The sequence below is a fragment of the Actinokineospora spheciospongiae genome (assembly GCF_003182415.1).
Lineage (GTDB): Bacteria > Actinomycetota > Actinomycetes > Mycobacteriales > Pseudonocardiaceae > Actinokineospora > Actinokineospora spheciospongiae.
This window is the reverse complement of record NZ_QHCP01000001.1, coordinates 403,232-425,597: the sequence shown is the minus strand read 5'-3', so window position 1 is coordinate 425,597 and position 22,366 is coordinate 403,232. Positions and strand designations below refer to the sequence as shown.

The window sequence follows — 22,366 nt, the reverse complement described above, 5'->3', positions numbered from 1 at the left end:
GGGAGTCAGGCCGGGTGGATCTTGTCCGGGTGGTGGACGGCGGTCCGGCCTGACTTCTCGCTGCGCACCAGGTACTGCGGCTCGTCCTTCGACGCCTTCACGTTCCGACCGCCCGCGTGGGTGTCGCTGGTGATGACGTCCTCGACCGTGCCGACGGAACTCTGGTTCCCCGCGTCCCAGCGGACCCGGTCACCCTTGTGGAATGTCTTCGCCATGCCGGGTGGCTACCCGTCATCGCGGGGTTGATGCGTCCAGGTTCGCGTGTGGTCGGACGGGCCTGCGGCGCTCGACCTCCTCGAAGAAGTCCTGCACGCGCCACTGGTAGGCCGAGTCGAGGCGGTACGTCGCCTTGGTCAGGACCAGTTCGGTGCCGTCGGTCCGGGTGATGGCCGGGTTGAACCGGTCGCCCGCGGCGTTGCGGCTCGCGGCGGGGCGGAGGTCGACGGCGGCGATGTCGCCGAGCGGGACGCGCAGCGTCCGCCAGGTCATCCGCACGACCAGGCCGTCGCGTTCGAGGACGACGAACGGGAAGACCGCGAGGCGGGCGGCGCGCAGGGCCGCCAGGGTGTAGAGGACCACGAGGACAACCCGGTGGAGGGTGTACCCGCCCACGAACCCGAAGAACAGCATGAGGAGGACGAGGGCCGAGGCGAGGACGGTACCCACGATGTACCCCGCGTGGGTGGCGGGGCGGGGGTACAGGCGGCTTGACACGGTGGGCTCCTGAGCGATCCGGGTGGGGTGGTGCCGGTGAGGACACCCGGGAGGTCCTCTCGTCGGACGACACGCAAGATAGCCCCGATCCGATCTTTTGAGGCCGTGTTTCCGCAGTTGGGAGCAACTAACACAACACCCGTCGAGCCGATGGGGAAGTCACCGCCGCGCACCCCGGTATGCCCCGCGTCACCCCGGGAATGAACGGGCCGGTCAGCGCCTTGAAGGGGGTACATGACACATCATGTACTTTCGGCAGGGCACGCAGTGAGCAGGAGGGTCCCATGCAGTTCGGCATCTTCTCGGTCGGCGACATCACGACCGACCCGACGACCGGTCGCGCGCCCAGCGAGGCGGAGCGGCTCAAGGCCGTCGTCACCATCGCCGAGAAGGTCGAGGAGGTCGGCCTCGACGTCTTCGCCCTCGGCGAGCACCACAACCCGCCGTTCTTCACCTCCTCCCCCACCACCACCCTGGGCTACATCGCCGCGCGGACCAGCCGCTTGCAGCTCTCCACCGCGACCACGCTGATCACCACCAACGACCCGGTGAAGATCGCCGAGGACTACGCGATGCTGCAACACCTGGCCGGTGGCCGGGTGGACCTGATGATGGGCCGGGGCAACACCGGACCGGTCTACCCGTGGTTCGGCAAGGACATCCGCACCGGCATCGAACTGGCCGTGGAGAACTACGCACTGCTGCACCGCCTGTGGACCGAGGACGTCGTCGACTGGAGCGGCAAGTTCCGCACCCCGCTGCAGGGCTTCACCTCCACCCCGCGCCCGCTGGACGGCGTCGCGCCGTTCGTGTGGCACGGCTCCATCCGCAGCCCGGAAATCGCCGAACAGGCCGCCTACTACGGCGACGGGTTCTTCCACAACCACATCTTCTGGCCCAAGGAGCACACGCAGCGCATGGTGGAGTTCTACCGCCGCCGCTTCGAGCACTACGGCCACGGCGCCGCCGACCAGGCGATCGTCGGCCTCGGCGGGCAGGTGTTCATGCGCAAGAACAGCCAGGACGCGGTCAAGGAGTTCCGCCCGTACTTCGACAACGCCCCGGTCTACGGCCACGGCCCGTCCCTGGAGGACTTCAGCCGCGAGACCCCACTGACGGTGGGCAGCCCCCAGCAGGTCATCGACCGCACCCTCGGCTTCCGCGACTACGTAGGTGACTACCAGCGCCAACTGTTCCTCATCGACCACGCGGGCCTGCCGCTCAAGACGGTCCTGGAACAGCTCGACCTGCTCGGCGAGGAGGTCGTCCCGGTCCTGCGCCGCGAGTTCGCCGCCCTCAAGCCCGCCCACGTCCCCGACGCCCCCACGCACGCCTCCCGCGTCGCCGCAGCGGGCGGGGCGAAGGACAGCACCGTGCACGGCGCCGGTGACGACGTCACCGGCCAGGCCCGAGAGGAGGCCCAGGTCCGATGAAGCGCACCCTGGCCGTGGTCAGCGCGGGCCTGTCGGTCCCGTCCTCGACCCGCCTGCTGGCCGACCGCCTGACCACAGCCACCGTCGAGGCCCTGCGCGAACGCGGGGTGGAGGTGTCGGTGGAGGTCGTGGAACTGCGCGAGCACGCCCGCGACCTCGCCGACAACCTGGTCACCGGCTTCCCCAACGAGGCCCTGCGCCACTCGGTGGACACGGTGACCGGCGCCGACGCCCTGATCGCCGTCACGCCGGTCTTCGCCGCGTCGTACAGCGGCCTGTTCAAGACCTTCTTCGACGTGCTGGACAAGGACGCGCTGACCGCCAAGCCCACCCTGCTCGGCGCCACAGCGGGAACCGCCCGGCACTCCCTGGTCCTGGAGCACGCGATGCGCCCCCTGTTCGCCTACCTGCGAGCGGTGGTCGCCCCCACGGCGGTGTTCGCCGCCTCGGAGGACTGGGGCGGCGACGAGGCCCTGGCCGACCGCGTGCGTCGAGCCGGAACCGACCTGGCCGACCTGGTGGCAGCCCGCCCCCCGGCGACCCGACCCGACCCGTTCGCCGACCCGGTTCCGTTCGAAACCCTCCTGCACGGAGCCTGACCGTGCCGGAACCCGAATGGCTGACCGACGACGAACAACGGGCGTGGCGAGGTCTGTTGCAGATGACGGCACGGCTGGGCAACCGCCTCAACCGCGACCTGCAACAGACCTCGTCACTGTCCATGGCGGACTACGACGTGCTGGTCCAACTGTCGGAGACCCCCGGTGGGCGCCTGCGGGTGTTCGAGGTCGCCGAGTACTTGCAGTGGGAGCAGAGCAGGCTGTCCCACCACCTGGCCCGCATGCAGCGCCGGGGCCTGGTGGTGCGCGAGGAGTGCACCACCGACCGGCGGGGCGCGTACGCGGTCCTGACGGACGCGGGCCGCGAGGCCATCGAGAAGGCGGCCCCCGCCCACGCGGCCACCGTCCGCCGAACGGTCTTCGCAGGCTTGTCCCCCGACCAGGTCGCCGCCCTGGAAGCGATCACCACCGAGGTCCTGTCCCGCCTCGACCCACCATTCTGAACTCCACTGTGGATAGCCGTGTCGTCCACAGTGGAGTTCTGTTTCACCCCGCCGAACGAGTGAATTCCCGAGTCGACCGGACCGTCGATTCGTTGTGCTGTACCGGTTTCTCCTAGTGTGAACGCGTTGCGTATGGTGCAACAGCGGTTCGGTGCCGAACACCTGATGATGAGCCGCCCCGCCGGATGCGACCCACACTGTAGATTCCCCGCTTCGGCGCACACGCGTCCTTGCAGGGGTGGAAAGGAAGCCGTGTCCGGCCAGAGGAAGAACCCGCAGGCGCGGGACAGAACCATAGGCGCCCAGCTCAAAGCGGTCCGGGTGCAGCAGACCGCGTTGAACCTGGAGGCCGCCGCCCAGGCGATCGGCTGGTCGGCAGCGACCCTGAGCCGCACCGAGAACGGCAAGCGCCACATCACCAGCGAGGACGTGGCGGTCATCCTGACCACCTACGGCGTCCCGGCGGCCCAACGCGAGGAGCTGATCGAAAGCGCCCGCTCCGGCGTCCAGGCCGGTTGGTGGTCCCGCCCCCTTCCTGGCGTACTCCCCGACGTGGGCACCCTGGCCAGCTACGAGGCCTCGGCCAGAGCGATCACGACTTGGACGATCAACTCTATTCCCGGGCTGCTGCAAACGGATAAATACGCCACCGGCATCATGGTGAGCGATGGCTACGGGCCGCAGGACGTCGAACTGCGATGGCTCGCCCGCCTGCGGCGGCAGGGCGTGCTGCCGAAGGTCGACTACGTGGCCTTCCTCCACGAAAGCGCCTTCCACCAGCCTTTCGGCGGCATCGATGCACTCCGAGAACAGTTGGATCACCTGGCACAGGCCTCGGCCAGGGGCCTCAACGTCCGCATCGTGCGAGGCCGCCTGCCGCACCGCGCACTGCTGCATTCCTGGCTGCTGCTGCACTTCCCCGAAGCGCCTCCCGTGCTCTACGCCGAGCTGTATGAAAGCGGCGTCTATCTGCACGACGCCGAGGTCGAAGCCTATGAGAACATGCGCTCGGTGCTCGATCGTTTGGCCCTTTCAACTGCGGAAAGCCGCAGTATGATCGAGCGACTACGAGAAAGGTTGTGACCATGGAGTGGCGCAGGTCGTCCCGTTCCGGCAGCAACGGTGAATGTGTCGAACTGCGGCAAGACCTCGCAGCCGTCCGGGACAGCAAGCGACCCGGTGTCACCCTGCCCGTGACCCGAACCGCCGTCCGCGAGCTGATCACCCGACTCAGCCGCTGACCCGCAGGACCCAGGGGTGGGTCACCGCGCACCACGGTGACCCACCCCCACCAAATGAACTCGGGTACCAGGCCCTGACTCCCGGCGGCCCGGACGTCGCCCAAAGGCTGGCGCTCAGAGGCTGGCGCTGAGGAGTTCGGGCAGCGCGGCGATGCGTTCGCGGTTGCGGCGGTAGTAGGTCCACTGCCCGATCCGAGTGCTCTCGACCAGTCCGGCGCGCTGGAGCACCGACATGAACTGCGATGCGGTGGACTGGGAGACCCCGGCCTTCTCCTGGATCTGCTTCACGCACACCCCGACCTCCTCCACCGGGTCGGCTTGCGGCGCGAAGTGGTCGGCCGGGTCGCGCAGCCAGCCCATGATCTGCAAGCGCGTGGGGTTGGCCAGCGCCTTGCACACCTCCAGCAGGTCGTCCAGCTCAGCGTTGCTCACAACCCCACTGTACCGGGGTATCGCCATTCTTCGATGGAGCGTGCTAGCTTGATGCATCGGAAAATTTCGATATGACGATCGGAGGCTGGTCTTGTCGGACAACGTGGCGTTGGTCGTGGGAGCCCGTGGGGTGATCGGGGGGAACCTCGTCCACCACCTGGAGGGGCTGGGCGACTGGCAGGTGATCGGCCTGTCCCGGCGGGGAGGCGAGGGGTCGGAGCGGGTGCGGCACATCAGCGTCGACCTGCTCGACGCCGACGACACGCGGGCGAAGCTCGCGGGCCTGACCGACGTGACCCACGTGTTCTACGCCGCCTACCAGGACGCCCCGACGTTCGCGGGGCTGGTCGAGCCGAACCAGCGGATGCTGGTCAACGCGCTGGAGGCGATCGAGCCGGTGGCCGCCGGGTTGCGGCACGTGCAGTTGGTGCAGGGCTACAAGGTCTACGGCGCGCACCTGGGACCGTTCAAGACCCCAGCCCGCGAGGACGACCCGCCGCACATGCCGCCCGAGTTCAACGTCGAGCAGCAGGCGTTCGTCGAGCGGGCCCAGCGGGGCAAGGACTGGACCTGGTCGGCGCTGCGGCCGTCGGTGGTGTGCGGCTTCGCGCTCGGCATCCCGATGAACCTGGCGATGGTCATCGCCGTCTACGCCACCATCTCCAAACACCTCGGCGTTCCGCTGCGCTTTCCCGGCAAACCGGGTGCTTACCGCTCGTTGATCGAGATGACCGACGCCGGGTTGCTCGCGGAAGCGATGGTGTGGGCGGCCACCGACCCGGCTGCCGCGAACCAGGCTTACAACATCAACAACGGCGACCTGTTCCGCTGGGAGGAGATGTGGCCCCGGATCGCCGACTACTTCGACCTCCCGGTCGCACCCGGCCTGCCGATGAGCCTCGCCACCGTCATGGCCGACAAGGAGCAGGTGTGGCGGGAGATCACCGCCGAGCACGACCTGGCGCCCACGCCCTACCGGGACGTGTCGTCCTGGGCGTTCGGTGACGCCGTGTTCTCCTGGGACTACGACTTCATCGCCGATGGGTCCAAGGCCCGCCGCCACGGTTTCCACCGCTACGTCGACACGACCGAGATGTTCCCGCGCATCTTCGACGAGATGCGGGCGCGCAAGATCATCCCGCCTCGATGAACGCGGACCGGCCGCCTGGGCCACGGTCGACACCCCGCGACGGACAAGCTCACCCGTCGAACGCGGCCGACAGGCGATCGAGGTCGGCGAGCAGGCCGGGGAGGCGTTCCGCCGGAACGGCATCCGCCAACCGCTGGTCGACGGCGTACACGACGCCCCGGGCCGCCGCGAGGCGTCGGCGCCCCTCCTCGGTCAGGTGCGCGGGCAGCGCACGGCCGTGTTCGGTGGTGGCGGGCCGGGTGATGAGGCCGCCGTCCTGGAGGCCGCGCAGCACCACGTTCATGGACTGCCGGGTGACGAAGGTGCCCCGGGCCAGCTCGGCGTTGGACAGCCCGGGTTGCTGGTCGAGCAGTTCCAGGCAGGCGTACTGCGGCACGGTGAGGCCGTGCGCGCGCAGCCCCCGGTCCATGGCACCCCGCAACGCGGCGGCGGCGCGCTTGAGGCGGTAGCCCAAGCGCTGGGTCACGTTGGGGACAGGCGGCAGATCCGGCATGTCAGGAGTTTGACATAGCGGAACGGTCAGGTCTACCGTTCGCCATGTCAAACTCCTGACATGCAAACCGACGAGGAGAACCCATGACCGTCACCGGACCCGATTTCATCGCCCTCCAGGTGCGCGACGTGGAGGCGGCTGCCCGCTTCTTCGAGCAGCACCTCGGCCTGCGCCGGGCTCCGGCGTCACCGCCGGGAGCGGTGGTGTTCGCCACCGAGCCGGTTCCGTTCGCCGTCCGCGCGCCCCTGCCCGGGGTGGACCTCGACTCCGTCGAGCGGCCCGGCCTCGGGGTCGCCCTGTGGTTCGGCACCGACGACGCCCAGCAGTTGCACGATCGGCTCGCCGCCGCAGGGGTGGGCATCGTTGCCGACCCCTCGGACAGCCCGTTCGGCCGGATGTTCACCTTCACCGGTCCCGAGGGCTACGCCATCACCGCGCACGGCGGCTGATCAACGCCCGGATCAGGCCCGGGTGCCGATGTGGTCCAGGCTGGGGACGCACGTCTCGAACAGGGTGGTGAGCCAGCCGCCGGTCAGGTGCTCCCCCACCCCGATCACCCGCATCCCCGCCGCCTTGGCCGAGCGGGCGCCGACGACCGTGTCCTCCACGGCGATCGCGTCGGCCGGGTGGGCGCCGAGGTGGCGCAGCGCGGTGCGGTAGGGCTCCGGGTCCGGTTTGCCCGCCGTGACGTCGTCCGCGCTCACCAGGATGTTCGGGTCCCCGACGCCCAGCGAGTGCAGGCGGCGGGTCACGACCGCCCGGGCCCCGGAGGTGACAACAGCCGTCGCGTGCCGGGGGACGCTTCGGTACAGCTCCAGGGCCCCGGGCATCGGTGGGGTTTCCCCGGCCAGTTCGTATTCGATCCGCTGAATTTCGCGGGCCTCGGCCTCGGCGTCGAGGTGCGGGGCGGCGATGCGGACGAACTCCACATCGGTCAGGGAGCGGGACGCTTCCGCCAGGTCGCGCAGGTCCACCTGCCGGGCCTGCGCCCAGCGGGTGATGGCGCGGGTGATGTGGTCGTGGGAGTCGGCGAGGACGCCGTCGAGGTCGAAGCAGATGGCTCGGCACTCCAGCATCAGCGCGCCGATGTCGAGGCGGATGGTGGTGGCCAGGCTGGAGGTTCGCAGGTCGCTGTTCATTCCACTGTCACGCTCTTCGCCAGGTTTCGGGGGCGGTCGACGTCGCGGTCGAGGAGGGTCGCGGTGTGGTAGGCGAAGACCTGGAGGGCCACGCCCATCACGATGTGGTCGAGCAGGGGGTGCACGGCGGGCAGCCGGACGGTGGGGGCGTCGAACTCGTAGTCCTGGTGCTGGGAGAACACCACCACCGCGCCGCCCCTGGCCTGGATCTGGCCGATGAGGGTGGCGCTCTGCTGCCCGCCGGCGTCGTTGGCGGCGACCACCACGGAGACGTGGTCGGGGTCGACCAGCGCCAGCGGGCCGTGCTTGAGTTCGGATGCCTGGTACGCCTCGGCGTGGATGTAGGAGATTTCCTTGATCTTCTGCGCGCCTTCGCGGGCCACCGGCCACGACGGGCCGCGACCGAGGTAGTACATGCTCCGGAAGGCGTGCACGGACTCGGCGAGCGCGCGGATCTCGGCGTCCTGGCCTGCCAGCAGGTCGGCGAGGATCGTCGGCAGGATGGGCAGCGCCAGGTCCAGTTCCAGCAGGGCCGCCGACTTCGAGCCGTAGTCGGCGCGGGCGAGCCACGACGCCAGGGCCAGCCCGGCGATCTGCATGTTCGTGACCACCTTGGTCGAGGCCACCGACACCTCCGCGCCCGCGCACAGCGGGATCGAGGCGTCGCTCTCCCGGTCCAGGCTCGACCCGCGCACGTTCACGATCGACAGCACCTGCACCGGGTGCCGCCGCAGGAACCGGTGGGCGTGCAGGGTGTCCAGGGTTTCCCCGGACTGGCTGATGAGCACGTACAGGCAGTCCGGTTCGACGACCGGGTCCCGCTGGGTGAACTCCGCCGCCGGTTCGGCGGTCGCGGGGATGCGGGCCAGGTTCTCCACGAACGAGGCGGCGACCTGGCCCGCGTAGTACGACGACCCGCACCCGAGGAAGCACACCCGCTTGACCGCCGACCGGTCCAGGGCGCTGCCCCAGTCCGCCGCCGAACCCTCGGCCACCGGGGAGAACAGCGCCCCGATGGCGGCCCGGCTGGTCTGCGGCTGCTCGTTGATCTCCTTGAGCAGGAAGTTCGGGTACGACCCCTTGTCGGTCCAGGTGGTCCCCGGGGTCAGCGCCTCCCAGGTCCGGCCCGCCGGGACGGCGGCGGTGACGGCCACGACCTCGCCGTCGAGGACCGGGGAGCAGTGGGTGCACCCGCTGCTCAGCGCGGCCCGGTCGGAGGCGACGTGGACCGCGCGGCCGTCGGTGCCGATCAGCAGCGGGCTGCCGGAGGCCGCCGCGATCAGCGTGCCGGGGCGGTCGGCGGTGATCACCAGCACCGCGTAGTCGCCGTCGACGCGGGCGAGGGTCAGCCGGACCGCCTCCAGCGCGTCGACCCCCTGGGCGCGGTGCCAGGCGATGAGGTGGACCAGGACCTCGCTGTCGGTGTCGGAGGTGGTCGCGATGCCCCGGTCGGTGAGTTCACCGCGCAGCCGGGCCACGTTGCGGACCGTTCCGTTGTGGACGAGGGCGGTGGTCCCGTCGTGGCTCAGGTGCGGGTGGGCGTTGCGGGTGGAGGGTGCGCCGTGGGTGGCCCACCGGGTGTGCGCGATGCCCGAGCGGCGCTCGCCCCCGGGCGAGCCCAGCGCCGCCAGCGCGGCCACCGAGCCCGCGGACTTGCGGACCTCGATGCCGTCCGGGGCGTGGGTGGCGATCCCCGCCGAGTCGTACCCCCGGTACTCCAGGCGTGCGAGGGCGTCGACCAGCGCCCGTCCGGCGTCGTCGGTTCCGGTGATCCCTGCTATTCCGCACATGTCTCAGTCCCCCTGGTGATCGAGTCCGGGCTGGTCATCGAGTCCGGGCAGTGTCGAACCGGCGCGGTGGATCGGGAAGAACTCGGGGGCGCGGAAGGCTTCCGCGGCGGCCGTGCCGCACTGCAACCCCCGCAGCCGCGCCTGCTTGGTGGCGTAGTCGAGGTAGTCCACGCCGTCGGTGCAGCGGAGCCAGTCGTTCTGGCTGCGGTGCGCGGCGAGCATGTCGAGCTTGGTCCCCAGCGCGTCGGAGATGTCGACCCAGCGCTGCGGGGCCGCGCCGACGAGCGCCAGCGTGTCCATGTGGTACACGGCTGGGAGCGCGTCGATGGCGGGCGATCCCGTGCGCTGCAACGGTGACGCCGCCAGCACCAGGCTGTTGAGCGCGATCGCCGACGCCGCCCGGTGGTCGGGGTGGTAGTCGTTCGGGTCGGGGGCGAACAGGACGTCCGGTCGGAACTCCCGCAGCACCTCGGCGAAGGCGATGCGCGTGCTCGGGCTGTCGAACAGGAACCCGTCCGGTTCGCCCAGGAGGAACAGCCGGGCGCCGATCACCTCGGCGGAGCGCCGCGCCTCCCGCTCCCGCACGGCCGCGATGGTGGCCTTGTCGCCGTCGGGGGCGCCGAGGTCGCCGTTGGTCAGCACGCAGATCCCGACCGAGTGGCCCGCCCGCCGGTAGCGGATGAGCGTGCCAGCGCAGAGGATTTCCACGTCGTCGGGGTGGGCGCCGACCGCCAGGACGTTCACGCCGCGACCTCGGACCCGACCAGGCCGCCGAGGAAGCTCAGCTCGTCGTGCAGGTGCGAGTCCGGCAGGAAGCGGTCCCTGATCCGCTCCCGGGCGGCGTGCCCGACCGCGGCGCCGGTGGCGGGGTCGGCGAGCAGTTCGGTGATGGCGCGGCCGAACAGGTCGTCCGGGTCGGGCAGGGCGACCGCCCGCCCGTGCCGCGCGTCCGGGATCTGGGCGGTGATGCCGCCGACGCGGGTCGCCACGACGGGAGTGCCCTTCCACATCGCCTCGGCCACGGTCAGCCCGAACCCCTCCGACCGGCTCTTCTGGGTGATGACGGCCGCGTGCCGCTGCACGGCGTTGACCACGCGGGCGTTCTCCACCGGGTCCGCCGTGGGCAGGCAGCACAACTGGACCCGCGACCGCACAGTGCGCGGCAGCCGCTCCCAGTGCGCCGCGCACAGCCGGAAGTACTCCGCCGCCTCCGGGTCATCCGCCACGCCGTCGACCTGGGGGCCGATGAGGCTCAGGTGCGCGTCCGTGCGCGGGGCGACGGTCCGCGCGAAGCTGTCCATCACCCCGATCATGTCCTTGACCGAGTCCCACCGGGACACCTGCGCGACCATCGGCACGTCGGCCCCCGGCGCCGTGCCGACCCGCACGACGGGGTGCCCGGAGTCCGGCGCGGCCAGCAGCCCCGAGCGCACCAGCAGCGACCGCGCCGCGTCGGCGGTCAGGTCGGTGTTCTTGGCGGACATGGGGTCGATGAACGGGGTGATCGACGCGCTGGGCACGCCCATCCTGGAGTCGAGCACCACGTCGCGGAAGTGCGGGCGGGTCGTGATGAGGCCCCGCGCCCGCCGCAGGAACGGGGTGAGGAACGCGCTGGACCGGGCGGTGTGCGCGTTCGGCCGGTCGGCGCCGTTGTGCGCCCGCCACACCGGGATGGCGCCCCGGTCCGCGACGTGCTCGCACAGGCCCGCCGTCTGCGGGTCGTGCAGGACCACGACGTCACCCGGTCGCAGGTACCGGCCCAGGTCGGCGGCGGCCTCGCGGCTGACCCGCCGGAACCCCTCGACCTGCTCGGGGCCGAGCGGTCCCCCGTCGCCCGGCACGCCGGAGATGCCGTTGTCGACGCGCTTGGTGGTGGTGAAGAAGTCGGTGTCGGCCTCGATGACCAGCCAGCGCAGGCCGAGGCCCAGGGCGTGCCCGTAGCCGAGGGCAGGCCGCAGCATCTCGGCGACCCCGCCGCCGTTGTCGGTGGAGTTGACGTGCCACACGGTGGGCAGGGTGGCCGCCCACCTGGTCGCCGCGGCGGTCAGCCGGTCCCAGCGCGCGGCGGTCAGGCACCCGCGCAGCCCGTTGAGCGGGTACCGGCCGACCGGCACTTCACGCAGGCGTGCCGACGTCATCGCCGTCCTCCTTGGTTGTCGGTGCGACCGCGAGGCGGCGCGGGTTCCGGTCGAGGTGGCGGGCGGCCACCGCGGTGGTGAGCGAGGCGGCCAGCCCGATGGCGGCGACGGTGGGAACCAGTCTCACGGCCTCGGCGACCACGCCGATGAGCGGCGGCCCGGCGAGGTAGGCGAGGTAGCCGACGGCGCTGACCCCGGCGGCGGCGGTGGCCACCGAGTGCGGCATCCGGTCGGCGGCGGCGGTCATCGACAGCGGGAACACCGGCCCCAGCGCGAGGCCGACGACGGCCACGGCGGCGAACGCCCCCACCGCGCTCGGCTGCGCGAGCCCGACCGCCAGCGCGACCGCGACCGCGCCCGCCGACCAGCGCAGCACGGCCCGCCGCCCGAACCGCACCACCAGCACGTCCCCGACCGACCTGGACACGAACATGGCCACGCTGAACGCCACGACCGCCGTGGACCCCAGGGACACCCCACCGGCGAAGTCCCTGGCGACCAGCAGCGCCGACCAGTCGGTGACCATGCCCTCCACCAGCAGCCCGCTGACCGCGATCGCGGCGATCGCCAACGGGATCGCGGCGATGCCCCGCAACGGCGACACAGCGGGCGCCACCTCCTGCGCGGGCTCAACGACCGGCGTGTGCGGCAACGCGGGCGCGGCGACGGCCAAGAGCACCAGCAGGACCCCAGCCACCGCGGTGAAGTGGGCGAACACGCCCACCCCCGCCCCGGTCGCGAGCGCACCCCCGGCGGCTCCGAAGAGGACACCGAGGCTGTAGCCGCCGTGCAGTCGCGAGATCACCGACGGTCGGTCGGGCGAGCGCTGCTGGAACTCGATCCCCGCGGTGTTCATCGCCACGTCCAGGCACCCGCTGGCGGCACCGAGCAGCACGAGCACCAGAGCCAGGCCCAGCACACCCCGGGCCGCCGCGATCAGCGGGAGGAAACCGGCGAACAACGCGCCGGAGAGGACGCACAACAACCGGGCACTGGTGAACCGCAACAACCACCCGGTGCCCAGCAGCGCGGGAACGGAACCGGCGGCCACACCGAACAGGGCCACACCGAGCGCGGCGTCGGACAACCCCAGATCCGATTTCACCTCGGGGATGCGCGGCGCCCAACTCGCCAGTACGGCGCCGTTGAGGAAGAACACCAGCCACAAACCGGCGACGGGGTGGTTGGAATGTCGGGTGCGCACCATGGGTCAGCCTCGCGGCCGCCCTGACGGGAATGTTCGACGGTCCCCGGACGGTACAGGAACCGCTGCACCCCGGCATTCCGGGACGCTTTTCCTGCTCCCATCACAGCACGTCCAACCCCGCCGCGCAAGGACGGCCCTGACGAAGTGAAATCACCCACTCGCCACCGGAAAGGCGGTCCACAAAACGCGGACAACACACCCGACCCCCACCGAACGCCTCGTTCACAACGGACATCCACAAAGGTCTTCACATTCCGGGTGAACGACGGATGAACGAAAGTGCGCCACACCACCACCGTCAAACCGCACAGGATGAAGAGTAATCCGAATTCAGCACGAATACCAAGAATCGGCAAACAGGGTAAAGACGGCGACAATTTTCCTCGAATAGCGGTGGCGGCTGCCACAACCGGAACCGGTCCCGCCACGCGCCGGACCCCCGGGCCTGTGGCACGATCGGCGGGTGCGAGTCCTCGTCCTGTCGGACACCCACGCGCCCCGGTACTGGAAGTCCTGCCCGCAGGCGCTGTTCCCGCACCTGCGGTCCGCCGACGTCATCCTGCACGCGGGCGACGTGTGCGTCGCCCCCGTCCTGCGGGAGCTGGAGTCCTACGCCCCGGTGCACGCGGTGCTGGGCAACAACGACGGCCCGGACGTGGCCGAGTGGGGCGCGCCGGAGACCCTGGAGCTGTCGTTGGCGGGCGTCCCGGTGGCCATGGTGCACGACAGCGGCCAGGCCAAGGGTCGCGAGGCGCGGATGCGCCGCCTGTTCCCCGGTGCCCGCCTGGTCGTCTTCGGCCACTCCCACATCCCCTGGAACTCCACAGTGGACGACGTGCGGGTGTTCAACCCCGGTTCCCCCACCGACCGCAGGCGCCAGCCGGTGGGCACGATCGGCCTGTTGCACCTGGAGGACGGCGCGGTGGTCACCGCCGACGTCGTGGCGGTCACCGAACCCCGCGCCCCGAAGTGAACCGCCGTACGCCGCCCCGCCCCACGACCGGGGGCAGCGGGCGGGGTTCCGGCGCGCGCCGCGCCGGAACCCTCTAACCTGCGGAGGACACCGTCCCCCAGCGCACCCGGATGTCCTGATGCCCGTTGTCCTGCTCAGCCGCCACATCGAGGCCGACCCGCACGGTGTGGTCCTGCTGCTCCGCGCGCACCGGATCGTCGAGTTCTGGCCGGACATCTCCCGGTTGGTGGTGGTCGACGAGGTGCACCACCTGACCGCGGAGCTGCCCGGCATCGGTTCCCGGCGCCTGGAGGTGCGGTTCACCTCGGCCGTGCGCGGGGCCGGGTCGTTCCTGGTCGCCTTCGTGGTCAGCGGGGACCTGGCACCGGTGGCGGGGGCGCTGCGGGTCTCGCCCGCCGTGGTGGGTGAGCGCGGGGGGACGGTGCTGTCGTTGAGCCTGGACCACGAGCACGCCAACCCGGCGGTGGACGCGCTCGCGGAGCGGTTCCTGGGCGCGGTGCAGGGCAGCGCCGAACTCCGCGCGCACGACGCCTGACCTCGACCCGGGCGAGGCGGGAACGCCCCGGGCTGATGAGGCCGGTCGCCGCCTGCCCCTCGGAGCAGCGGCGAGGCGGTCCGTCACCCCACCCGGTAGTGGTCGGCCACGGCGGCGAAGGCGGCCTTGGGTTCCCACGGCATGTCCGGGTAGGTGTCGCCGCGACCGTGCTCCAGGACCTTGACCACGCCCCAGCTCGCCATGTCCAGGTCTTCGCGGGGATCGGCCCGGTGGTACAGGCCGTGGCAGACGAACGTGCACACGAACGCGGCGTCCACCCCCTCCTCGGCGAAGACGTCCAGCAGTTCGCGCAGGTAACCCGCCTGTTCCTCCTCGTCCCGGGTGTAGTCGCCGTCGAGCCGCACCGGGATGCCGTCGGAGTACTCGACGATCTCCCCGCTCAGGGCGCCGAGGTCGGCCGCACCGCGGTAGGGCGTGCAGCCGAACTCGGTGATGGCGACCGGCTTGCCCTGGGCGACCAGTGCGCGGATGCCGTCCTGGTAGACGTGGGCGACCTCCTTGGAGCGGTGCGCGTCCACCGACACGACGTCGAACGGTGTCCAGTCGACGCGCTCCAGCGGGACCGAGGCGTAGGTGACCTTGCCGCCGAACCGCTCGCGGACGACGGCGACGGCCCTGCCGAGGAAGTCGTTGACCCGCGCGGGCAGGTCAGCGAGCAGCGTGCCCAGTTCGGACCGCCGTTCCAGCAGGGCCGCCGTGCGCTCCCGCACGCTGTCGCCGGGCAGGAACCCGCGGTTGAACAGGCTCAGCTCGGCCCCGGTCACGAACACGACCTCGGCTCCCCGGCGGCGAATCCGCTCGGCGCGTTCGGCGCCGTCGGCGAGCAGGGCGAGCATTTCCTCCTGGCCGAACTGGTGGGTGAACGGGGAGAACCAGACCTCCAGGCCCAGGGTGGCCGCGTGGTCCGCGGCGAACTCCAACCGGTCCAGGTCGTCGCCCCACAGCCGCACGGCGGTGCAGTGCAGGTCGTCGCGGATGATCTGGAGTTCGCGGCGGACGACGTCGGGGTCGAACGGTCGACGGGTGTCGCCGTCGAGGCTCAGCCCGGTGTCGTAGCCGATGCCCTTGGCTCGCATGGGGGGACCTTCCTGGTCGGTTAAGGTACGGTACGTACCGTACCTTATATCGGAGCGCCGGTGCAGTAGGCTCGTCGCCGGAGGAGGTCGGCATGGGGGTGGGAGCACAGGCGGCGACCCGGCGGCGCGGCGCCGAGCTGGAGCGGGCGATCCTGCGCGCGGCCGTGGCCGAACTCGCCGAGTCCGGGTACGCCGGGCTGACCATGGACCGGGTGGCCAGGCGCGCGGGCACCAACAAGAACGCCATCTACCGCCGCTGGCCGCACCGCGCCGCCCTCGGCGTCGCCGCCTACCGGCAACTGGTCACCGAGCAGACGCCGACACCCGACACCGGCGACCTGCGCGGCGACGCGCTGGAACTGCTGCGGGGCGTCAACTGCGACCTGGCCACACCGCGCGCGGAGGTCCTGCGCAGCCTCCTGGCGAGCGCCAACGACGAACCGGAACTGCTGGCGCAACTGCACGAGCAGGTCGCCGACGGCGGAACCGGGCCCTGGCTGACCATCCTTGACCGAGCCGCCGCCCGGGGCGAGGTCGCCACCGGGGCCGTGCACCCCCGCGTGGCCACCGTCGCGCTCGTGCTGCTGCGCAACGAGTACCTGACCCGCGGCCTGACCACCGTGCCCGACAACGTCCTCGTCGAAATCGTCGACGAGGTCTACCTGCCCCTGGTCCGCCGGACCGGTTGAGCGCGGACGTGCCAGGACTCCCGGCCGGGAAAACGCGGCTGAGCACCGTGGCGGCCGGTGTCGCCGCCGCACTGGGCACGGGCACGCTGGTCGTCGCCGTGGCCGACCTGCTGCGGCCGGGCTCGGTGAGCCTCCCGCTGATCGGCGTGGTGGCGTGGGCCGTCCACGGGCCGCACCTGGTCCTGGTGAGCCTGGTCGCGGCGGCCGTGGCGGTCCCGGTCGCGGCGCGGCGGCCACGGGGGTGGTTCAGCGGTGTCGCGGCGGCCGTGTCGGTTGCCGCCCTGGTCACCTCGGGCGTCGTCACCGGCTCCATCGTCGTCGCGGTGGTGGGGGCGGGCGGTTCGGTGGACCCGTTCGCCGCGCTGGCCATCACCACCGGGTCGCCGGAACCCGACCGGACGACCACCTACGCCGTGGTGGACGGCGAACCGTTGCAGGCGCTGGTCTACGAACCCGGGACCACCGAGGGCGCTCCCGTCATGGTGCACATCCACGGCGGCGGTTGGTTCACCGGCGCCGCGAAGGATTCCGGGACCCACCCCCGCTGGTTCGCCGACCACGGCTGGTACGTGGTGAGCGTGGACTACCGGTTGTCCACACCAGACAGTCCAACGTGGGACGAAGCTCCCGCCGACGTCGCCTGCGCACTGGCCTGGACAGCCCGGCGTGCCCGCGAAGCGGGCGCCGACACCACCCGGCTCTCCGTCCACGGCGACTCGGCGGGCGGCAACCTCGCCATCAACGCCGCTTGGACAGCGGCAGCGGGCACAGCGGTGTCGACCTGCCCGGAACTGGGTCCCGTCCCCGTGCCGGAAGCGGTGGTCGCGGTGTACCCGGTCGCCAACCCAATCCACGCTTACGAACACGGAAACCCCGTACACGGACTGAGCCCGCGCGACTTCACCAACTGGTACCTCGGCGGCACCCCAGCAGCGCACCCGGACCGCCTGGCCGCGATCTCCCCCGAAACCCACATCTCCGACGCCGCCCCGGCAACCCTCATCATCCAGCCGGAACGCGACAACTTCATCCCCGCCAGGGGAAACCACGAACTCGTCGCCGAAGCGCGCGCGGGCGGTGTCGACGTCACCGTGGTGGGCATCCCGTTCACCCAGCACGCTTTCGACCTCACCGGCGGCAGCCTCGGCTCCCAGGCCACGCTCACCACCAGCGCGCGGTGGCTGCGAGACCGGTGAACAGACGTGTGGGCGGGTGATCCTCGGATCACCCGCCCACCACAGCCCCGGCCATCAGTCCTTCTTGAAGACGTCCTTGATCTTCTCGCCCGCCTGCTTGAGGTGGCCCTTGGTCTGGTCGCCCTGGCCTTCGGCTTCCATCTCGTTGTCGTCGGTGAGCTTGCCCGCTGTTTCCTTGACCTTGCCCTTGAGCTGGTCGCTCTTGGCGTCGATCTTGTCGGCGTCGCTCATGTCGATCCCTTCGTCGTGTGCTCATGGGGTGCCCGGGGCGGCGCGCGTCAAACCTCTTTCGCCCCCGGCGGACGTACACGTCACATCGGGGTGCGCACGGTGATCGCCTCCCCGAGGATGGGGGAACACGGCAGAGGGAGTGGTGGTGGCGCGGACACGGGCGGACGGCGTCGGGTCGAGGGTGCTCGCGGTGGTGGGGGCCGTCGTGGTGGGGTGGATCGCGCTCGTGCTGGTGCTGCTCGGGGTGGGCGCGCTGCTGCCCGGGCTCGGCCTCCTCGGCGCCGCCGGGACCGCGGTCGCGGCGACGACGGCCGCGCCTTCGGTGGTCATCGGACTGCTGGCGGTCGGCGGGGCGCTGCTGGTGCGCAGGCGGTTCCGGCGCACCGGGACGGTGCTCGGCGCCGCCGGGGGCGTCGGCACGGCGATGGCGCTGGTCATCGTCGTGGGCTTCTGGATCGCCGCCGCGGGTGCCGGGGCGACGATCAACCCGTTCCGCGCGCTGGTCCCCACGTCACCGTTCGGCGACGGACCCGACGAGCACCCGGTGTACAGCCGGACCGCGTCGGGCCAGGACCTGCACGCCGCGGTCTACCGCCCGGCCACCGCGAACGCCCCGCTGATGGTCTACGCCCACGGCGGCGGCTGGGTCGAGGGGTCCGAATTGGACCGGGATCGCGACATGCGCTGGTTCGCCGACCGGGGCTGGTTGGTGGTGAGCGTGGAGTACACGCTGGCCTCCGAAACCGTGCACACCTGGGACATCGCGGGCCCGCAGTTGGCGTGCGCGCTGATCTGGGCGGCCGAACGCGCTCCCGCCTGGGGCGGCGACCCGGCCCGGATCGCCCTGCTGGGCGACTCCGCGGGCGGGCAGCTCGCCACCACCCTGGCCTACCAGGCCGCCGAGGGCTCCGCGCGGTCCTCCTGCGGCGGCACCGTGCCCCGGGTCGCCGCGCTCGCCGTGCAGTACCCCGCCGTCGACCCGGTGGGCGCCTACGACAACGGCTTCTCCATCGGCGACGACCCGAAGCTCGACACCCGCTTCCTCGGCCGCGCCTACACCGGCGGCACCCCCGCCGAGGTCCCCGACCGCTACCGCGCCATCACCGGGACCACGTTCCTCCCCCCGACCGCGCCGCCCACCCTCGTCATCTCCCCCGACGACGACTCGGTCGTCCCGCCCAACGGCGTGCGCGCCTTCGCCGACCGGGCCCGGGAAGCGGGCATCGACGTCACCCTGGTGCGGCTGCCGTTCGCCAACCACGCCTATGACACCGGCGCCACCGGCAGCCTCGGAAACCAGGCCCGCCTCACCATCACCGAGAACTGGCTGCGCGACCACCTCCGCTGAACCGATTGCCGATTTCCCCGCACATCAGGAACACCCCTCTTCGGTCACGAATCACCCCCTGACGCGCCGGTACCCGTCACCTGCGTGAAACACCCGAACCGGACCGGACGATGCCCGGTCGGCGCTCGTAGGGAGCCGCCGATCGAACAGCCGAGCCAAGGGGTGACCGGGTGGCCCAACGGGTACGACCGATCAGATCGATCCGGTTCCTCACAGCGGTTCTGGCGGGTGTTCTGGTGACCCCGTTCCTGTTCGACCAACCGCATAGTGACCAGGATCACAATGAACGGCACGTGGTGGCCACCGCGGCCGCCCTGGTGCCGACAGCGACCAAACTCCCCCGGACCGGCTGGACGGCCACCGCCACCACCGGAACCGCCGCCGCCGTGCTCGACGGCAACCCCGCCACGGTGTGGGAAACCGCCGCGGCGGGTCCCTTACCCCAGTCGATCACCATCGACACGCGCCGCACCCAACCCGTGTCCGGTCTCGTCTACACCCCGCGCACCACCGGCGGGACCGGCGTCCTGGGCCAGTACGAGATCCGCCTCAGCCTCGACGGCACCACCTGGGGCGCCCCCGTGGCGGCGGGCACGGCGGCCGACGACGCGACCGCCAAGGCGTTCAGCTTCGCCGTCACCGGGACCAGGTTCGTCCGGCTCACCGCGCTCACCGAGGCGGGCAACCGCGCCCCGCGCGTCGCCGCCGCCGAGGTCGACCTGCTCGGCGACCCCGGCGCCCCGGTCCCCATGACCCCCCTGGCCCGCACCGGCTGGACCGCCGCCGCGAGCGACCAGGAGACCCTGCGCGAGAACGGCGCCGCCGCGAACGTGCTCGACGGCAACGCCGCCACGCACTGGCACTCCCGGTACGCGGTCATCACCCCGCTGCCGCACAGCATCACCCTCGACCTCAAGCAGCCCACGGCGGTGGGCGGCCTGCTCTACCGACCGCGGGCGAGCGGGGCGAACGGGCGGATCGGCGAATACCGGGTGGCGGTGAGCACCGACGGCACCGCGTTCACCGACGTGTCCTCCGGGGCCTGGCCGGACACCGCCGCCGTGCAGGACGCGCGGTTCTCCCAGGTGGCCACCGCCCGGTACGTGCGGCTGACCGCGCTGACCGAGGCGGGCAACCGCGGCCCGTGGACCTCGGCGGCCGAGATCAACCTGCTCGGCCCGCTCCCGGGCACGCAACTGCCGCTGTCCCGGGCCGGGTGGACGGCGACTTCCGCCGCGCTGGTGGACAACGACCCGGCCACCTACTGGCGCACGACCGGCAGCGGCCTGTCGTTCACCGTCGACCTCCAGCGCGAGCAACCGCTGTCGTCGGTGGTGGTCACCCCGCGCGGCGACTCGGCGGAGGGGCGGCTCGGCGCGTTCTCGGTTGCGGTCAGCACCGACGGCACCACGTTCGGCCCGGCCGTGGCCACCGGCACCTGGGCCACCGACGCCACCCCCAAGGCGGTCGCCCTGACCGGGACGCCGACCGCCCGCTACGTGCGGGTGAGCACGACGCAGACCGTGGCCGCCGCAGCGGAGTTCCACGCCTACGGCCCACCCGCGCAGCCGATCGCGGTCGGCCCGCTGAACCGCGACGGCTGGGTGGCGACCGCCTCCGACCAGGAGACCGCCGCCGAGGACGGCCGCGCCGCCAACGTCCTCGACGGCAGCGACGCCACGATCTGGCACTCCCGGTGGTCCGGCACGGCGGCCCCGCTGCCGCACTGGATCACCCTGGACATGCGCGCGCCGCAGACCGTGGCCGGTCTCCAGGTGCGACCGCGCGGGGACAGCGGCAACGGCAACATCGGGCAGTACCGGATCGAACTGAGCGCCGACGGCGTCACCTTCGGCGCCCCGGTGGCCACGGGCACGTGGCCGGACGGCTCCGCGGTGCGGACGGTCCGCTTCCCGGAGGCGCAGGCCCGCTACGTCCGGCTGACCGCTCTCACCGAGGCGGGCAACCGCGGCCCGTGGTCTTCGGCCGCCGAAATCGACGTCCTCGCCGCCTCCGCCGCCCCGGACGCCAGCGTGACCGGGCTGTGGGGTGCGACGGTCGGCTTTCCGATCGTGCCGGTGGCCTCGGCGCTGCTGCCGAACAACAAGCTGCTGACCTGGTCGGCCTACGCGGCGGACAACTTCGGCGGCAGCAACGGCTACACCCAGACCGCGATCATGGACCTGACCACCGGCCAGGTCACCCAGCGCCGCATCGACAACACCGGCCACGACATGTTCTGCCCCGGCATCTCCATGCTCGCCGACGGCCGAGTCCTGGTCGCGGGCGGCAGCGACGCCAAGAAGGCCAGCATCTACAACCCGGCCACCGACACCTGGTCGGCCTCCGGCGAACTGAACACCGCCCGCGGCTACCAGTCGCAGACCACCCTGTCGACCGGCGAGGCGTTCACCGTCGGCGGTTCGTGGAGCGGCGGGGAGGGCAACAAGGTGGGCGAGGTCTACTCCCCCGCAGGAAACTCGTGGCGCACCCTGTCCGGCGTCCGCCCGGAACCGTTCCTCACCGTCGACCCGCAGGGCGTCTACCGCGCGGACAACCACACCTGGCTGTTCGCCGTCGGTGGCGGCCGGGTCTTCCACGCGGGCCCGAGCAGGCGGATGAACTGGGTCTCCACAACCGGCACGGGCTCGGTCACCGACGCGGGCCTGCGCGGCGACAGCGCGGACGCGATGAACGGCAACGCGGTCATGTACGACGTCGGCAAGATCCTCACGGTGGGCGGCGCCCCCGCCTACCAGAACGCCGACGCCACCGCCCGCGCGTACACAGTGGACATCACCACCGGATCACCCGTCGTGCAACGGGTCGGCGACATGGCCTACCCACGGGCGTTCGCCAACAGCGTGGTGCTGCCCAACGGCACGGTGGTCGTGATCGGCGGCCAGGCCTACCCGGTCCCGTTCAGCGACCAGACGGCGGTGCTGACCCCGGAACTGTGGAACCCGGTCACCGGCACCTTCACCCGCCTGGCCCCGATGGCCGTGCCGAGGACGTACCACAGCGTCGCCAACCTCCTCCCCGACGGCCGGGTGTTCTCCGGCGGCGGCGGCCTGTGCGGCACCTGCGCCACCAACCACCCCGACGGCCAGATCCTCACCCCGCCCTACCTGCTCAACCCCGACGGCACCCCCAAACCCCGCCCCACCATCACCTCAGCCCCGACCACCGCCGCCAACGGCGCCGTACTCACCATCGGCACCGACCGCGCGGTCACCGGCTTCGCCCTGATGCGCGTCGGCTCGACCACCCACACCGTGGACACCGACCAGCGCCGCATCCCCCTCACCCCGATCCCCCTGAGCCCCACCTCGCACCAGATCACCATCCCCACCGACCCCGGCGTCGCCCTGCCGGGCAGCTACCTGCTGTTCGCCCTCGACGCCGACGGCGTCCCCAGCACCGCCAAGGAGATCCGCATCGGACAGTGAGGCGGGTACGACACACGTCCGCCGTGCGGGGCAACCCCGCACGGCGGA

Annotated in this window: 24 protein-coding genes; 13 read left to right on the top strand and 11 right to left on the bottom strand. The window is 71.6% G+C overall.

Annotation, left to right across the window (positions count from 1 at the left end; translation table 11 throughout):
* Positions 1-5: 5 nt before the first annotated feature.
* Complete coding sequence (locus DFQ13_RS01785; protein ID WP_110078558.1) at positions 6-215, bottom strand: hypervirulence associated TUDOR domain-containing protein; 210 nt, start codon at positions 213-215, stop codon at positions 6-8.
* Between the two features lie 16 nt (positions 216-231).
* Positions 232-714 (bottom strand): hypothetical protein, encoded by a 483-nt coding sequence (locus tag DFQ13_RS01780; protein ID WP_110078557.1) that lies wholly within the window; start codon positions 712-714, stop codon positions 232-234.
* A gap of 284 nt (positions 715-998) precedes the next feature.
* On the opposite strand from DFQ13_RS01780, the gene DFQ13_RS01775 reads away from it, so the two are divergent.
* From DFQ13_RS01775 to DFQ13_RS01755, 5 genes are all read left to right on the top strand, one after another.
* Complete coding sequence (locus DFQ13_RS01775; RefSeq protein ID WP_110078556.1) at positions 999-2,147, top strand: LLM class flavin-dependent oxidoreductase; 1,149 nt, start codon at positions 999-1,001, stop codon at positions 2,145-2,147.
* Positions 2,144-2,746 carry a CE1759 family FMN reductase gene (locus DFQ13_RS01770; RefSeq protein ID WP_035281539.1) on the top strand — a complete coding sequence of 201 codons (603 nt, stop codon included), beginning with the start codon at positions 2,144-2,146 and terminating at the stop codon, positions 2,744-2,746. The genes DFQ13_RS01775 and DFQ13_RS01770 overlap by 4 nt, the downstream gene beginning before the upstream one ends.
* A gap of 2 nt (positions 2,747-2,748) precedes the next feature.
* Positions 2,749-3,210 carry a MarR family winged helix-turn-helix transcriptional regulator gene (locus DFQ13_RS01765; protein ID WP_407643116.1) on the top strand — a complete coding sequence of 154 codons (462 nt, stop codon included), beginning with the start codon at positions 2,749-2,751 and terminating at the stop codon, positions 3,208-3,210.
* A gap of 252 nt (positions 3,211-3,462) precedes the next feature.
* A complete protein-coding gene (locus DFQ13_RS01760) occupies positions 3,463-4,293 on the top strand; it encodes a helix-turn-helix domain-containing protein (protein ID WP_181399792.1) in 831 nt (276 codons plus the stop codon).
* Between the two features lie 2 nt (positions 4,294-4,295).
* Positions 4,296-4,451: a DUF397 domain-containing protein gene (locus DFQ13_RS01755; protein ID WP_110078803.1), complete on the top strand. Its 156-nt coding sequence runs from the start codon at positions 4,296-4,298 to the stop codon at positions 4,449-4,451.
* A 114-nt stretch (positions 4,452-4,565) separates the two neighbouring features.
* Here DFQ13_RS01755 and DFQ13_RS01750 read toward each other — a convergent pair whose 3' ends face one another.
* Positions 4,566-4,811 carry an ArsR/SmtB family transcription factor gene (locus DFQ13_RS01750; RefSeq protein ID WP_233438252.1) on the bottom strand — a complete coding sequence of 82 codons (246 nt, stop codon included), beginning with the start codon at positions 4,809-4,811 and terminating at the stop codon, positions 4,566-4,568.
* Positions 4,812-4,974: 163 nt separating this feature from the next.
* Here DFQ13_RS01750 and DFQ13_RS01745 point away from each other — a divergent pair, with 163 nt between their 5' ends.
* Positions 4,975-6,033, top strand: coding sequence for an SDR family oxidoreductase (locus DFQ13_RS01745; RefSeq protein WP_219994223.1), 1,059 nt, complete (start codon positions 4,975-4,977; stop codon positions 6,031-6,033).
* Between the two features lie 49 nt (positions 6,034-6,082).
* On the opposite strand, the gene DFQ13_RS01740 is transcribed toward DFQ13_RS01745, so the two are convergent.
* The gene (locus DFQ13_RS01740; RefSeq protein ID WP_110078552.1) at positions 6,083-6,526 is read right to left on the bottom strand and encodes a MarR family winged helix-turn-helix transcriptional regulator; all 444 of its coding nucleotides are present in this window, start codon (positions 6,524-6,526) and stop codon (positions 6,083-6,085) included.
* Between the two features lie 83 nt (positions 6,527-6,609).
* Here DFQ13_RS01740 and DFQ13_RS01735 point away from each other — a divergent pair, with 83 nt between their 5' ends.
* Complete coding sequence (locus DFQ13_RS01735; RefSeq protein WP_110078551.1) at positions 6,610-6,975, top strand: VOC family protein; 366 nt, start codon at positions 6,610-6,612, stop codon at positions 6,973-6,975.
* A 12-nt stretch (positions 6,976-6,987) separates the two neighbouring features.
* On the opposite strand, the gene DFQ13_RS01730 is transcribed toward DFQ13_RS01735, so the two are convergent.
* From DFQ13_RS01730 to DFQ13_RS01710, 5 genes are read right to left on the bottom strand one after another with little or no spacing between them, the layout of a single operon-like run.
* A complete protein-coding gene (locus DFQ13_RS01730; protein WP_110078550.1) occupies positions 6,988-7,665 on the bottom strand; it encodes an HAD family hydrolase in 678 nt (225 codons plus the stop codon).
* Entirely contained in the window at positions 7,662-9,455 is a 1,794-nt protein-coding gene (gene glmS, locus DFQ13_RS01725) for a glutamine--fructose-6-phosphate transaminase (isomerizing) (protein ID WP_110078549.1), read from the bottom strand. The genes DFQ13_RS01730 and glmS overlap by 4 nt, the downstream gene beginning before the upstream one ends.
* A gap of 3 nt (positions 9,456-9,458) precedes the next feature.
* Positions 9,459-10,199, bottom strand: a complete 741-nt coding sequence (locus DFQ13_RS01720) for a PIG-L deacetylase family protein (protein WP_110078548.1) — start codon at positions 10,197-10,199, stop codon at positions 9,459-9,461.
* Positions 10,196-11,593 (bottom strand): glycosyltransferase, encoded by a 1,398-nt coding sequence (locus DFQ13_RS01715; protein ID WP_146241028.1) that lies wholly within the window; start codon positions 11,591-11,593, stop codon positions 10,196-10,198. Before DFQ13_RS01715 ends, DFQ13_RS01720 begins: the two co-directional genes overlap by 4 nt.
* Positions 11,571-12,797, bottom strand: a complete 1,227-nt coding sequence (locus DFQ13_RS01710) for an MFS transporter (protein ID WP_181399791.1) — start codon at positions 12,795-12,797, stop codon at positions 11,571-11,573. Before DFQ13_RS01710 ends, DFQ13_RS01715 begins: the two co-directional genes overlap by 23 nt.
* A gap of 466 nt (positions 12,798-13,263) precedes the next feature.
* On the opposite strand from DFQ13_RS01710, the gene DFQ13_RS01705 reads away from it, so the two are divergent.
* Positions 13,264-13,773, top strand: coding sequence for a metallophosphoesterase family protein (locus DFQ13_RS01705; protein ID WP_035281574.1), 510 nt, complete (start codon positions 13,264-13,266; stop codon positions 13,771-13,773).
* Positions 13,774-13,891: 118 nt separating this feature from the next.
* Positions 13,892-14,308 (top strand): hypothetical protein, encoded by a 417-nt coding sequence (locus DFQ13_RS01700; protein ID WP_110078545.1) that lies wholly within the window; start codon positions 13,892-13,894, stop codon positions 14,306-14,308.
* Positions 14,309-14,391: 83 nt separating this feature from the next.
* Here the strand turns inward: DFQ13_RS01700 and DFQ13_RS01695 are convergent, their stop codons facing one another.
* Positions 14,392-15,405, bottom strand: a complete 1,014-nt coding sequence (locus tag DFQ13_RS01695; RefSeq protein WP_110078544.1) for a hypothetical protein — start codon at positions 15,403-15,405, stop codon at positions 14,392-14,394.
* 92 nt (positions 15,406-15,497) lie between these two features.
* On the opposite strand from DFQ13_RS01695, the gene DFQ13_RS01690 reads away from it, so the two are divergent.
* Positions 15,498-16,094 (top strand): TetR/AcrR family transcriptional regulator, encoded by a 597-nt coding sequence (locus tag DFQ13_RS01690; protein ID WP_110078543.1) that lies wholly within the window; start codon positions 15,498-15,500, stop codon positions 16,092-16,094.
* 8 nt (positions 16,095-16,102) lie between these two features.
* Complete coding sequence (locus DFQ13_RS01685; RefSeq protein WP_146241026.1) at positions 16,103-17,290, top strand: alpha/beta hydrolase; 1,188 nt, start codon at positions 16,103-16,105, stop codon at positions 17,288-17,290.
* 54 nt (positions 17,291-17,344) lie between these two features.
* Here the strand turns inward: DFQ13_RS01685 and DFQ13_RS01680 are convergent, their stop codons facing one another.
* Entirely contained in the window at positions 17,345-17,521 is a 177-nt protein-coding gene (locus DFQ13_RS01680; RefSeq protein WP_035281581.1) for a CsbD family protein, read from the bottom strand.
* Positions 17,522-17,666: 145 nt separating this feature from the next.
* Here DFQ13_RS01680 and DFQ13_RS01675 point away from each other — a divergent pair, with 145 nt between their 5' ends.
* Together DFQ13_RS01675 and DFQ13_RS01670 are read left to right on the top strand one after the other, a co-directional pair.
* A complete protein-coding gene (locus tag DFQ13_RS01675; RefSeq protein WP_146241024.1) occupies positions 17,667-18,869 on the top strand; it encodes an alpha/beta hydrolase in 1,203 nt (400 codons plus the stop codon).
* A gap of 293 nt (positions 18,870-19,162) precedes the next feature.
* Positions 19,163-22,318, top strand: a complete 3,156-nt coding sequence (locus DFQ13_RS01670) for a discoidin domain-containing protein (protein ID WP_219994221.1) — start codon at positions 19,163-19,165, stop codon at positions 22,316-22,318.
* The last annotated feature ends 48 nt before the right edge of the window (positions 22,319-22,366 follow it).

Excerpts from the sequence above, each read along its gene's own strand:
- DFQ13_RS01785 (WP_110078558.1), bottom strand. The coding sequence starts at position 215 with ATGGCGAAGACATTCCACAAGGGTGACCGGGTCCGCTGGGACGCGGGG.
- DFQ13_RS01775 (WP_110078556.1), top strand. The coding sequence starts at position 999 with ATGCAGTTCGGCATCTTCTCGGTCGGCGACATCACGACCGACCCGACG.
- DFQ13_RS01770 (WP_035281539.1), top strand. The coding sequence starts at position 2,144 with ATGAAGCGCACCCTGGCCGTGGTCAGCGCGGGCCTGTCGGTCCCGTCC.
- DFQ13_RS01755 (WP_110078803.1), top strand. The coding sequence starts at position 4,296 with ATGGAGTGGCGCAGGTCGTCCCGTTCCGGCAGCAACGGTGAATGTGTC.
- DFQ13_RS01750 (WP_233438252.1), bottom strand. The coding sequence starts at position 4,811 with ATGGGCTGGCTGCGCGACCCGGCCGACCACTTCGCGCCGCAAGCCGAC.
- DFQ13_RS01740 (WP_110078552.1), bottom strand. The coding sequence starts at position 6,526 with ATGCCGGATCTGCCGCCTGTCCCCAACGTGACCCAGCGCTTGGGCTAC.
- DFQ13_RS01735 (WP_110078551.1), top strand. The coding sequence starts at position 6,610 with ATGACCGTCACCGGACCCGATTTCATCGCCCTCCAGGTGCGCGACGTG.
- DFQ13_RS01730 (WP_110078550.1), bottom strand. The coding sequence starts at position 7,665 with ATGAACAGCGACCTGCGAACCTCCAGCCTGGCCACCACCATCCGCCTC.
- glmS (WP_110078549.1), bottom strand. The coding sequence starts at position 9,455 with ATGTGCGGAATAGCAGGGATCACCGGAACCGACGACGCCGGACGGGCG.
- DFQ13_RS01715 (WP_146241028.1), bottom strand. The coding sequence starts at position 11,593 with ATGACGTCGGCACGCCTGCGTGAAGTGCCGGTCGGCCGGTACCCGCTC.
- DFQ13_RS01700 (WP_110078545.1), top strand. The coding sequence starts at position 13,892 with ATGCCCGTTGTCCTGCTCAGCCGCCACATCGAGGCCGACCCGCACGGT.
- DFQ13_RS01695 (WP_110078544.1), bottom strand. The coding sequence starts at position 15,405 with ATGCGAGCCAAGGGCATCGGCTACGACACCGGGCTGAGCCTCGACGGC.
- DFQ13_RS01690 (WP_110078543.1), top strand. The coding sequence starts at position 15,498 with ATGGGGGTGGGAGCACAGGCGGCGACCCGGCGGCGCGGCGCCGAGCTG.
- DFQ13_RS01680 (WP_035281581.1), bottom strand. The coding sequence starts at position 17,521 with ATGAGCGACGCCGACAAGATCGACGCCAAGAGCGACCAGCTCAAGGGC.